Raw genomic sequence first — 11,845 nt, forward strand, 5'->3', positions numbered from 1 at the left:
CCGAGGCGCTAAGTGGGTTTCGCAAAGCAACAGGACCGATAGCGTAATGGCGAGTTTCACCCTCCCCGCGAATTCGAAGATCACCGGCAAGACCCGCGCCCATCCGGCGCAGGGCGGCGGTCGCATCCGCAAGTTCAAGATCTACCGTTACGATCCCGACAGTGGGGAGAACCCGCGCTACGACACCTTCGAGCTCGACCTCGACGATTGCGGACCGATGGTTCTCGACGCGCTGTTCAAGATCAAGAACGAGATCGACCCGACGCTGACCTTCCGCCGCTCGTGCCGCGAAGGCATCTGCGGGTCGTGCTCGATGAACATGAACGGCAAGAACGGCCTCGCCTGCACCACCGCGATCGAAGACCTGAAGGGCGAGGTGCGCATCACCCCGCTGCCGAGCATGGACGTGATCAAGGACCTCGTCCCCGACTTCACGCACTTCTACGCGCAGTACGCCAGTATCCGCCCGTGGCTCCAGACGGTCTCGACCACGCCGAGCGGCAAGGAGCGTCTCCAGTCGCCCGAACAGCGCGAGAAGCTCGACGGGCTTTACGAGTGCATCCTGTGCGCCTGCTGCTCGACTTCGTGCCCGAGCTACTGGTGGAACAGCGACAAGTTCCTCGGCCCTGCGATCCTGCTGCAGGCCTATCGCTGGCTGGCCGACAGCCGTGACGAAATGACCGGCGAGCGGCTCGACCAGCTGGAAGACCCCTTCCGCCTCTATCGCTGCCACACCATCATGAACTGCGCGAACGTCTGCCCCAAGGGCCTCAGCCCCGCCAAGGCGATCGCCGAAACCAAGAAGATGATGGCCGAACGCGCTATCTGATGGCGCGCTTCTCGGACGAGGTTTTCGACCACGAACCCGACCCGGAGAACCCGGGTTGGAAGAACTGGAACCTCAAGGACCAGACGCTGTTCAACGGCGCGGTGATGGGCAAGCTCATCACCCGCGTCGACGATGACGGGAAAGCGCGCCTGCGCATGTTTCCCGAACGGCGGCACGAGAACCTGCAGGGCATCATCCACGGCGCAGTGACGCTCTCGCTGATCGACATCAGCCTGTTCACGACCATGCACACGATCGGCACCGGCAATGCCGGGCCCTCGGTCACGGTCGAGCTTTCCACCCAGTTCGTCGGTGCCGGCAAGATGGACCGCCCGCTCGACGCCGTCTGCGAAATCGTGCGTGAGACCGGCAGCATGGTATTCGTGCGTGGCACGGTCGAACAGGGTGACGAGACCGTCGCCAGCTTCTCCGGCATCGTCAAGAAGATGAAGCGCCGCATCGCGTCATGAGCGGAATGCTCGCCCGTTACGAGCGGCTGGTCGCCGCGGGCGAATTGCGCTCCGACCCGGACCAACGCCGCGCGGCGGAACGGCTCGACAAGCTGCAGAAGGACCTCGAGTCCGAGACTTCGGGCGGGCTGCTCAGCCAGCTCTTCGGCGGTCGCAATACGCGACCGCAGGGCGTCTACATGTGGGGTGGCGTCGGACGCGGAAAGTCGATGCTGATGGACCTCTTCGTCGAGACGTTGGGCATTGGCGAGAAGCGTCGCACGCATTTCCACGAATTCATGCTCGAGGTCGACCGGCTGATCCGCGAGGAGCGCAAGAAGGAAGCCGGCGATCCGATCAAGCCGGTCGCAACGCGGATTGCCGATGGCGTCCGGTGCCTCGCCTTCGACGAGATGGTGGTCACGAACACCGCCGATGCGGCGATCATGAGCCGCCTGTTCACTGCGCTGATCCGCGACGAAGCTGTCACCGTGGTCACGACAAGCAACCGCCCTCCCCGCGACCTCTACAAGGATGGCCTCAACCGCTCGCTATTCCTGCCCTTCATCGATCTGATCGAGGCGGAGCTGGACGTGCTGACGCTCGATGGTCCGGTAGACTATCGCCTCGACCGCCTGGGCGATCTTGCAACCTGGCATTCGCCGCTGGGCGACAATGCCACCGCGCAGGTGCGCGAGGCGTTCTTCCGCCTGACGGACTACAAACCGGAGGACGCGGCGAACGTCCCTTCGGGCGAACTCGACCTGGGAGGCGGACGCACTCTCCACGTTCCCAAGAGCCTCAAGGGCGTCGGCGTGTTCAGCTTCAAGCGCTTGTGCGGCGAGAACCGCGGTGCGGCGGACTATCTCGCTATCGCCCATGCCTTCCACACGGTGATCGTGGTCGGCATTCCGAAGATGTCGCCCGACAACCGCAACGAGGCGATCCGCTTCACCAAGCTGATCGACGCGCTCTACGAGAACAACGTGAAGCTGTTCGCCACCGCTGCCGCCGCTCCGGAAGACCTCTACACCAGCGGTGACGGTGCTTTTGAATTCGAGCGAACTGTGAGCCGCCTCAAGGAAATGCAGAGCGCCGACTACATGGCCAAGGGCCACGGGGTCGCCTAGTCGAGCAATTCCTCGACGAAGAGCGCGACGAAGCCTGACTGGCTCGACACTCCCGCCTTGGCATAGACCTGGCTGAGCTGCGCCCGCACCGTGCCCTCGGCAGAACCACGCATAGAGGCAATCTCGGCGATGCTGCACCCCTTCATCGCGAACATGGCGACATCGGCCTCACCCTTCGACAGGCCCCAGTCACCGAAGCGCCGCGCCACAACGTCGCCCAGCGCACCCTTCGCGAGTGCGAGGGCCTCCTCCCGGCGATGGGCATCGCGAACCATCTGCCTCAGCAATACCGCTCCGAAACCGATCGCGGCGACCAATGCCAGGGCAAGTCCGATTTCCAGACCGCTCAGCACCGTCCCCTCGCCATCGGCATTGCGGCTCGCATCCCAGACCGTGTCGGCGAGGAAGAATGCCGCCGCCCCGAACTGTAGTGCCAGCAGCGCCGCTGCATATTTGACCCGCGATTGCTCCAAAACCAACTCCCGCCTAGTCTCAGCGCCCGCTTAGAAAAGCGCGAATACGCATCCGCTTATGGGCGAAAATGCCGGTTCACGCATAGCTTCTTCATAACACGCAGCAGCGAAAGGCGCGTCATGACGAGAAGCGAACTCTTACAGGCCAGCAAGGTACCGGCGGTGACTCTGGGATTCTGGATCATCAAGATACTCGCCACCACGCTAGGCGAAACCGGAGGCGACACAGTCTCGATGAGTTGGCTTGGCGAAACGACTCCGCAAGCCGGACAAGGCGGCCTAAACGGTTACCTGGTCGGCACGGCCATCTTCGGCGCGCTGCTGATCGGCCTAGTGGGGGCAGAGATCCGGGCGAAGCGATACAACCCCTGGCTCTACTGGGCGACCATTCTCGCATCCACGACCGCGGGCACCACGCTGGCCGATTTCGCCACGCGTTCGATCGGCATCGGCTACACCGGCGGTTCGTTGCTGCTGTTCGGTCTCGTCGTGGCGAGCCTTGTCAGCTGGAAGGCCAGCCTCGGCACGATCGACGTCAACACCGTCTCAACTCCGCGGGCGGAGATGTTCTACTGGCTGACGATCACCTTCTCGCAGACGCTCGGCACTGCACTGGGCGACTGGGCGGCGGATACTGGCGGCTTCGGCTACCTCGGCGGTGCAGCACTTTTCGGCGGATTGCTCGCTGTCCTTGCAGCGCTCTACTACTGGTCGAAGATCAGCCACGTGCTCCTGTTCTGGGCCGCCTTCATCCTGACGCGACCCCTTGGTGCGACGGTGGGCGATTTCCTCGACAAGCCGATCGCCAAGGGTGGTCTCGACCTGAGCAGGCCCGTCGCAACGGCTGTCCTGGCAGCCGCAATCGTGGTCCTGATCCTCGTCATCCCGCAGCGCGCAGGTTCACATCCGGGCACAGTTGAAAGCCTCTGAAGCGACCCCACATAAACCTCGCTTCCGGCGGACAAACTCTCCCCGCCGATGTGAGAATACCGACATGATCGACATCCGTCCCTTCGCCTCGCTCGGGCACGCAGACCACGGCTGGCTCGATGCGAGGCACCATTTCAGCTTCGCCAACTACCACGATCCGGCTCGCATGGGCTGGGGCAGCATCCGCGTGTGGAACGATGACACCATCGCCGCGCGCAGCGGTTTTCCTCCCCACCCGCACCGTGACATGGAAATCGTGACCTTCGTCCGCACCGGCGCTATCACCCACAAGGACAGCCTCGGCAACGAAGGTCGCACGGCCGCCGGCGACGTGCAGGTGATGAGCGCTGGCACCGGCATCACCCATGCCGAATACAATCTCGAGGACGAGGCCACGACGCTGTTCCAGATCTGGATCATCCCCGACCGTGCAGGCGAAGCCCCCGGCTGGGGCCAACGCGAGTTCCCCAAGGCGAGCCGCGAGGGCGGGTTCGAAATCCTCGCCAGCGGCGATCCCGAAGGCGACGACGCCCTGTCGATCCGCACCGACGCGAAGGTCGCAGCGACCACTCTTGCCGCAGGTCAGAGCGCCGTGTGGAAGACCTCGGGCCAGCGTCACCAGTACCTCGTCGCGCCGAAAGGCCGGGTGAAGGTCAACGGCCAAGAGGCTCAGCCGCGCGACGGGATTGCCGTTACCGGCGAAACCGAGATCGTGGTCGAGGCAATCGACGATGCCGAGGTCGTGCTGGTCGACGCACGCTAGGAGGCGGGCGAAAGGTTCCTGAGCGACTTCTCGAGCATCAGCAACTGCCACAGGGGCCGCGAATTGTCGGCCCTTCCCGTCACATGGTCGTCCGCAAGGCGCGCAAGTGCCTTGCGGTCGAACCATCCGCTGCCAACAAGCATCTCGCTCCCCGCGATCGAGCGCGCCTGGTCCGCGAGCGGGCCCCTGAACCACTGCGCGATAGGGGTCACGAAGCCCTGCTTGGGGCGGTAGAGGATGTCTTCCGGCAGGTAGCGTTCCATCGTGTGCTTCATCAGCCACTTGCCGGTAGTGCGGCGAATACGCTGGCGCTCGGGCAGGCGGGCGGCGAACTCGATCAGGCGATGGTCGAGCAGCGGCTCGCGCGCTTCCAGGCTCACGGCCATGCTGGTGCGGTCGGTCTTGGTCAGGATATCGCCCGGCAGCCAGAACTTGAGGTCGGCATACTGCGCCCGGTCGAGGCCGCTGCGCGCGGGAGACTCTCTCATCAGCTTCTCGAATGGCTGTTCGGCCCGATAATCGCCACGCTCCCGCAACAGGGTGTCGCCATAAAGCACCTGCCGCTGTTCGGGTGCGAGGATCGACAGCGCGCGGGCGTATCCCGCCTCCCCGCTTTCGGACAGCGAGAGCAGCGTTGCCTTGGCACGCAGCGGACGCGGCGCCCAGTCAGCCTTGGGCCAGATGTACCCGAGGTTGCCGAAGATCGGGCCGCGCAAGGCTGCGGGAAGGAAACTGCGCGCCTGTTCCTCGCGCCGATGGAAAACCTGCCTGCGATAGCCGGCAAAGGCCTCGTCTGCCCCGTCGCCCGAAAGTGCGACGGTGACGTGCTCGCGTGCCAGCTCGCAAACCCGCAAGGTCGGCAGCGCGCTGGCATCCGCAAAGGGCTCGTCGAAAATTGCAGCGATGCGGTCGATCTCGTCGAACTGGTCGGCGGAGACAATGCGTTCGTGGTGGTCGGTCGCGAAAAGCTCGGCGATCTTGCGTGCGTGGCTGGTCTCGTCGACACTGGCGACATCGAAACCGATCGAACAACTCGTCACCGGCTTGGCGCTCGCCTCGGCCATGAGAGCTACCACGCTGGACGAATCCACCCCGCCCGACAGGAATGCACCCAGGGGCACATCGGCGACCATCCGGCTGGTGACGCCTTCGCGCATCAGGTGGAGCAGCTTGGCAGAATGGTCCTCGCTGGTCCCATTTTCGCGCTCTGCGAAAGAGACGTCCCACCACTGTTTCGGCGGGGGAATTTCGCGCCCGTGTTCTAGCAGCATGAAATGTCCGGCAGGCAGCTTCTCGACCCCCTGCAGGATTGCGCGATGGTCGGGGACATAGCCCCAGGCCATGTAGTCCTCGATCGCCAGCGGATCGATCTTCCGGCGCATCAGCGGATTGGCGAGCAGGCCTTTCAGTTCGCTGGCAAAGGCAAGCGCCCCGCCCTCAAGCCGCGCGAGGTAGAGTGGCTTCACGCCCAGCCGATCGCGGGCGAGGAACAGCTGGCGCGTCTCGAGATCATAGAGAGCGAAGGCGAACATGCCGTCGAGCCGCGACAGGCAATCGGGCCCCCACTTGCGCCACGCGGCAAGAATGGTCTCGGTATCGCCATCGGTGCGAAAGGCGAAACCGTCTTTCTCCAGCTCGTGCCGCAAGCGGCGGTAGTTGTAGATCTCGCCATTGAAGACGATGACCGCACGCCCGTCATCCGAGTGCATCGGTTGTGGCGAACCTGCCAGGTCGATGATCGACAGGCGGCGGTGGGCCAGCCCGATGCCCGGCGCGGTCCACACGCCCGATCCGTCGGGCCCGCGATGGGCGAGCGCGTCGGCCATCCGCTCGACCCGCTTGGGATCGACCGGCTTCACCGTCTCGTAATGGAAAATCCCCGCGATCCCGCACATATGCGCTTCGCCTAGACCAGTCGCGCGAGTGCGGCAAAGAGCAAAGCGACCAGCAGTATCGCACCGAGGGCGAGGTTCGCCGGAACGGGTTTCTCACCGAGGCGGGACACGATGCCGAGACGGTCCACCTCCTCCAGCGTCCAGCCAGCCTCCTCGGGATCGCGTTCGAAGAACCGCCATGCCACGCCGAGCACGATTGCGATCACGATGCCGAAGAAGAACCAGCCATAGACGATGTGGTCGAAGCTCCCCGCACGCTCGGCCCCGACATATTGTGCCACGAAGATCGTTGCCCATGCGCGGATGCCGTTGGCGATGATCGGGACCACGAAACAGGCGAGGATGAACCACGCCCGGCGGCTCCAGCTGTCGAAGCAGGTGAAGATCACCAGCACGCCCAATGCGACCATCGCAATGAGGAAGCGCACGCCCGAGCATGCTTCGGCGACGATGAACAGCCCGGCAGGCGTGTCGATATGGATGCCGTCCGACACCGTCTCCACACCGCTCAGTTCGGTGAGAGACGTTGCCATATGTGCAGTGATGGCCTGCAACTGCGGCACGATCTCGTCGCCAAAGGGCACAAGGAAGCTCGAATACGCGATGGGGAGTGCCAGGATCAGACTGGCACGCAGGCCCAGGAGAGTGATCGCGGCTCCCTGAAAGGCCATCACCGTTCCTGCTTGTGCAAAAAGGTCGATCCCGCTCGCCCGACCACCTGTCCAGATGATCAGACCCAGCGCCAACCATGCGAGCCCCGGCCACCATGCGATCGGGGTCAGCTTGGCCAGCTCATGGCGCCGCATCCACGCCAGCCACGCAATGATCGGCGGGAGGAGCAGGATGAAGCTGTAGGTCGCTACGTTCCACCAGAGGTAGGCCATCGCCTGCCATTGGGGGAAGGTCAGCACGAACAGTGCCGCCCATGCGAGCGCGAGCCGGATCGCGAAGGACTTCCAGGCTGTTGCCACCTCAGCCACCATGTCCGGCCCCTTGCGCGCCCGACACGAATTCGGCGAGCTGGCGATATACCGCGTCCCAGCCCATCTCCCCGACCACGAACTGCCGCGCAGACCTTCCGATCTCTCCTGAGCGGAACGGATCTTCGACCAGGGCAGAGATTTCGCGGACAATCTCCTCGCCCTTCGGTTCGGCGACGATGAAGTCATGTCCGGATCGGGCATCGATACCAGTCGCGGCTGCAGGTGTGAGGACAACGGGCCTGGCCATCGCCATCGCCTCCAGGACCTTGTTCTGCACACCGCGCGCGATGAGCAGCGGGGCGAGCACGACATCTGCGGACTTGAGGAACGGGCGGACATCCGCGACCTCGCCCCATACCCGAACGCCGTTCTCGCCGTGGCGCGATTTCAGCGCGGGCCCGGGCGCGCGTCCGACGATGTGAAAGCGGGCGCGCAAATAGCGCTGGCGCAAGCGCGGCATGACCTCGGCCATGACCCATTCGACCGCAGCAATGTTCGGCGGGTAATCCATCTGCCCGGTGAAGACGAGTTGCGGGTCGTCGCCTACCTCGAGATCGTCCTGCAAACCGACCTGCGCTGGATCGAAGAAGTGCGCGTCGATGCCATTGCCAAGGGCCGCGATGTTCGCGTCACCTGCATTCGCGATACGGCTTCGCAGCAGCCCTGCCTCACTGTCGCTGATGAGCAGGGTTGTATCCGCACGATGCGCAAGGCGCTCTTCCTCGCGCGAGAGCAGGCGCGCCTCGCGGGCATTGATCCACCGACGCTGGCCTGCATCCGCATAGGCCTCGAACTTGGCGCTATCGACGTCGCACAGGTCGACGATCACCCGGCCCCGGAAGTCCTCGGGAATGTATTGCCCCATCTGGCCCGAGAAGACGAAGATCGTATCGACCCGGTGATCACGGATGGTCTTGCGCACGTAATTGCTGATCGCGAGGTCTTCGAAGGCCGAAAGGCTTACAGGCTTGCCGGTCAGCACTGCCTCGATCCCGGCGAGCCACAGCGGACGGTGACGGTGCTTCAACACATGCGACTTTGCGATCGCCTTGAGCTCGCCCTTCTGCGCCATGTCCTGCGCAGTTTCGCCAAAGGTCGCGACGTGCACCGGCGCGATCTTTGCCAACCCTTTCAGGAGGTGGTGCGAACGGATCTTGTCGCCGCGATCGGGCGGGAAAGGCACCCGGTGCGAAAGGAACAGAATGTCGCCCATCGTTCAGCCCAGGCCGCGCGCGATCCAGGGGCCGATCATGTTCGCGATCGGCAGCGGCAGCTTCTTCCAGATTTCGATCTTGGCCGAGTTTCCTTCATCGGTCGGGTCGATATTGCGCGCGGCAACGCCCCCGCCGCTCCAGCTGCGATAGACCAGAGGTTCGGGTTCGAAACCCCAGTTCTTCTTGAAAGAGAATGGTCCGCTGGCGGTCTTCGAACGTCCAAAGTCGAAGCGGGTGCAACCCTTCCGACGGGCGTGGCACATCAGCTCGTAATACATCCGCTCGTTGGCGCGCAGCGATCGGGCAGCGAAGGGCCCTCCGCCCCAGAAGGGCATGACCGTGCCGCGGTGGTAGAGCGAGAGGACGCTGGCGACCGGGGTGTCGCCATGTCGCACCGTCAGGATGTCCGCGTCCTCACCGAACAGGTCGAGCACCGCATCGAACAGGCTTCGCGGAAAGACCGGAGTTCCGAGGTTGCGCACGCTTTCCGAATAGGCCGCGAAATGCGCGCGGCGGTCGTCCTCGCCCGAGCCGACCGACACCTGCAGATCGTTTTCGAGGCCCTTGCGCACTTCGGCCCGCGCCTTGCGGGGAATAGCAAGCAGCTGCGCCTCGTCATCGGCAGCAAGATCGGCGGCGAAGTTCGCGTGGCGTCCCCCGATCACTTCCCAGTCGTCGGGAGCATCGGCGCCACGCAGTTCCACCGTGCCGACCGACATGCGTCCGGCCAGTTCCTCGGCGGCGCGGCACAGTCGCACGGCATCGTCCTGCCGACCGACGAGAACCCCGCCACCCACGCCGAAGCCGCTCGATACCAGCGCCTTGCCGAAGATCGGCGAGCTAACGGCGCTCAACGGCAACCAACCAGCGATCACACCGCCGCGTTCGATCAGGAGGCCATGCGCCCGATTGCCCGTGCCGCGCTCGATGGCGCTCAACCAGAGCGGGCGATGGAAGACACTCCCACCTGCGTCCGCAACGAAGCCCTCGATCCGGGTCACCTCCCCTGCATCGGACAGGTCGGCGAGGCGGATCGTGGCGGAATGGCTCATCGGCGCATTCATGCGGCCCAGGCCATGCTGCGCGCCTTTTCGATCGCGGCGAGCTCGTCCATCCGGCCCCAGGCAAATTCGCCCAGCAGGTCGGAAAGCTTGCCCTCCATCCGCGACAGGTTGGTGTAGTGGCGCAGGCGCGAGCGCAACGGCGCATCGGCCACGCGTGGTTGGTCAGGATCGACTTCCCACGGATGAAAATAGAAGATCGCCGGACGCTTTTCCCGGCTGTTCACCTGGCGGATCGCCCAGCGGCTGAAGCCATAGGGCAGCACGCGGAAGAACCCGCCTCCGCCTGCCGCCAACCGTTTCCCGCGGAAGATCGCCGTCGTCACCGGGATCTCGACGAGGTCGCTTCCCGGGACGGGATCGAAGGCGAAGCGTGGGGCCTCGCGCCAGCCATAGTGGTCGTGCACCACCGGGGCGACGCTGGAGGAATAGGCATAGCCGTGCTCGGCCAGCACGTTGTGCGCCCACGGATTGCGCTGGTCGATCGAGAAACTCGGCGCGCGGTAGCCGCTGATCTCCACCCCGCCCGCGTCTTCGAGTATCGCCCTCGCCTTCGCGATGTCGGCAGCGAATTCGTCCGGCGTGAAAGTGAAGACACGGGTGTGATCGTAACCGTGGCTCGCAAGCTCGTGCCCGCGCTCGACGATGGCGCGCATCGCAGGCTTGTTGCGTTCCGCCACCCAGCCCAGCGTGAAGAAGGTCGCCCTGACCCCGGCGGCATCGAACAGGTCGAGGATGCGCGCGACATTGTCGCCGACACGCAACTGGAGCGAATCCCAGTCGTCGCGCGAGATGGTCTTCTCGAACGCCCCGACCTGGAACCAGTCCTCGACGTCGACCGAGAGGCCGTTGACGATCCGCTGCTCGTTCATCGCCCCCTCGATTAAACTAGGCCGCGGCGCGCGTCGCCTGGCTTTCGAAATAGTCGATCATCATCGCCAGAACGTGACGGAGCGATTGCTCCTGTTCGTCGAGGCGACGCTCGATTGCGGACAGGCGCTGGTCCAGGTCGGCAGGCACTTCGCCGCCACCCTCGCCGCGCGAAGCCGCCAGTTTCTCGACCTCGCGGCGCAGCGCAGCCATGTGCTTGTCACGCGCGGCAAACGCCTGTTCGATGGCGTCGATCTGGTGGTCGAGCAGGCCCTTTTCCTGTTCGGGCGACATCGCTTGCTGTGCGGGAGCGGGAGCGGCAACGGGAGCCGCCTCGCTGCGCGCCTTGGCGATGGCATCGGCGGCAGGAAGGTCGCGATCCGGACGCGCACGCGGTGCCGGGGCGGCCTCGACCTCGGCGGAATTGTCGCCTTCCATCTCTTCGAGAACGGCATCGAGCATGTCGGCTTCGAGGACCGACTGTTCCTCCAGCGCGCCCATGAGGAGCAGGCGATTCATCACCTGGTTGACCTTGCGCGGGATGCCGCCCGTCGCCTTGTGCAGCTTCACCCACAGCGCGCTGTCGAGCTCGGGGTTACCGTCCCAGCCCACGTGATGAAGGCGATGGGTCACGTATGGTTCGATTTCGCCCGGCTGCATCGGCTCCAGGTGATGTGCTGCGATGACGCGCTGGCGGAGCTGCTCGAGCTCGTCCGACTGGGCGAGCAGGTGCTTGAACTCGGGCTGGCCGAGCAACAGTGTCTGGAGCAGCGGGTGCGATCCGAGCTGGAAGTTTGACAGCATGCGCAGCTCTTCGAGGGCGCCGATCGACAGGTTCTGTGCCTCGTCGACGATCAGCAGGACGCGGCGGCCATTGCGCGCTTCCTCGTGCAAAAACAGTTCGATGGCAGCCAGAGCTGCGGCCTTGTCTCCGCCTTCGATGTCGAGGCCGAAGCTGCGCGCGGCGACATGGATCATTTCCTCGCCATCAAGGGCGCTGGTGACCACTTCGCCCACGGTCATCCGCTCGCCGTCGAGCTTTTGCTTCAGGTGTGCGACCAGCGTCGACTTGCCCGCGCCGACCTCGCCGGTGATGACCACGAAGCCTTCACCCTGATTGAGGCCATAGCCGAGGTAGCTCAGCGCCTTCTTGTGCGTGACGCTCTCGAAATAGAACGCCGGATCGGGCGTGAGCTGGAAGGGCCGCTCGCTGAAACCGTAGAATTCCTCGTACATCGAAGCGTCCTT

The 11,845-nt window shown here is 64.5% G+C and carries 12 protein-coding genes; 5 read left to right on the forward strand and 7 right to left on the reverse strand.

The window, feature by feature from the left end:
* Window positions 1-46: 46 nt before the first annotated feature.
* Genes IRL76_RS06245 through zapE form a run of 3 tightly spaced genes read left to right on the forward strand, consistent with a single transcriptional unit; the run spans window position 47 to window position 2,408 of the window.
* Window positions 47-829 (forward strand): succinate dehydrogenase iron-sulfur subunit, encoded by a 783-nt coding sequence (locus IRL76_RS06245; RefSeq protein WP_281388130.1) that lies wholly within the window; start codon window positions 47-49, stop codon window positions 827-829.
* Window positions 829-1,299, forward strand: coding sequence for a PaaI family thioesterase (locus IRL76_RS06250; protein WP_200983921.1), 471 nt, complete (start codon window positions 829-831; stop codon window positions 1,297-1,299). The genes IRL76_RS06245 and IRL76_RS06250 overlap by 1 nt, the downstream gene beginning before the upstream one ends.
* Complete coding sequence (zapE, locus tag IRL76_RS06255) at window positions 1,296-2,408, forward strand: cell division protein ZapE (RefSeq protein ID WP_200983922.1); 1,113 nt, start codon at window positions 1,296-1,298, stop codon at window positions 2,406-2,408. The genes IRL76_RS06250 and zapE overlap by 4 nt, the downstream gene beginning before the upstream one ends.
* Here the strand turns inward: zapE and IRL76_RS06260 are convergent.
* Window positions 2,405-2,881 carry a helix-turn-helix transcriptional regulator gene (locus tag IRL76_RS06260; RefSeq protein ID WP_200983923.1) on the reverse strand — a complete coding sequence of 159 codons (477 nt, stop codon included), beginning with the start codon at window positions 2,879-2,881 and terminating at the stop codon, window positions 2,405-2,407. The genes zapE and IRL76_RS06260 overlap by 4 nt on opposite strands.
* 120 nt (window positions 2,882-3,001) lie before the next feature.
* Between IRL76_RS06260 and IRL76_RS06265 the strand changes: the two genes are divergently transcribed.
* Both IRL76_RS06265 and IRL76_RS06270 read left to right on the forward strand, forming a co-directional pair.
* A complete protein-coding gene (locus IRL76_RS06265; protein ID WP_200983924.1) occupies window positions 3,002-3,811 on the forward strand; it encodes a COG4705 family protein in 810 nt (269 codons plus the stop codon).
* Between the two features lie 64 nt (window positions 3,812-3,875).
* On the forward strand, window positions 3,876-4,574 hold the full coding sequence (locus IRL76_RS06270; RefSeq protein ID WP_200983925.1) for a pirin family protein: 699 nt from the start codon (window positions 3,876-3,878) through the stop codon (window positions 4,572-4,574).
* On the opposite strand, the gene IRL76_RS06275 is transcribed toward IRL76_RS06270, so the two are convergent.
* The 6 genes from IRL76_RS06275 to IRL76_RS06300 are packed head-to-tail and all read right to left on the reverse strand — an operon-like array spanning window position 4,571 to window position 11,833.
* Window positions 4,571-6,469 (reverse strand): XrtA/PEP-CTERM system amidotransferase, encoded by a 1,899-nt coding sequence (locus tag IRL76_RS06275; protein ID WP_200983926.1) that lies wholly within the window; start codon window positions 6,467-6,469, stop codon window positions 4,571-4,573. The genes IRL76_RS06270 and IRL76_RS06275 overlap by 4 nt on opposite strands.
* A gap of 11 nt (window positions 6,470-6,480) precedes the next feature.
* Entirely contained in the window at window positions 6,481-7,452 is a 972-nt protein-coding gene (gene xrtA, locus IRL76_RS06280; protein ID WP_200983927.1) for an exosortase A, read from the reverse strand.
* Window positions 7,442-8,665 (reverse strand): TIGR03087 family PEP-CTERM/XrtA system glycosyltransferase, encoded by a 1,224-nt coding sequence (locus IRL76_RS06285; RefSeq protein WP_200983928.1) that lies wholly within the window; start codon window positions 8,663-8,665, stop codon window positions 7,442-7,444. The genes xrtA and IRL76_RS06285 overlap by 11 nt, the downstream gene beginning before the upstream one ends.
* Window positions 8,666-8,668: 3 nt before the next feature.
* A complete protein-coding gene (locus IRL76_RS06290; RefSeq protein WP_200983929.1) occupies window positions 8,669-9,730 on the reverse strand; it encodes a FemAB family XrtA/PEP-CTERM system-associated protein in 1,062 nt (353 codons plus the stop codon).
* Window positions 9,727-10,599, reverse strand: coding sequence for an XrtA system polysaccharide deacetylase (locus IRL76_RS06295; protein WP_200983930.1), 873 nt, complete (start codon window positions 10,597-10,599; stop codon window positions 9,727-9,729). Before IRL76_RS06295 ends, IRL76_RS06290 begins: the two co-directional genes overlap by 4 nt.
* Window positions 10,600-10,615: 16 nt before the next feature.
* Window positions 10,616-11,833, reverse strand: coding sequence for an XrtA/PEP-CTERM system-associated ATPase (locus IRL76_RS06300; protein WP_200983931.1), 1,218 nt, complete (start codon window positions 11,831-11,833; stop codon window positions 10,616-10,618).
* Window positions 11,834-11,845 lie beyond the last annotated feature (12 nt).

Origin of the sequence: Qipengyuania soli (assembly GCF_015529805.1) — a bacterium.
In the GTDB taxonomy this organism is placed as follows: Bacteria; Pseudomonadota; Alphaproteobacteria; order Sphingomonadales; family Sphingomonadaceae; genus Qipengyuania; species Qipengyuania soli.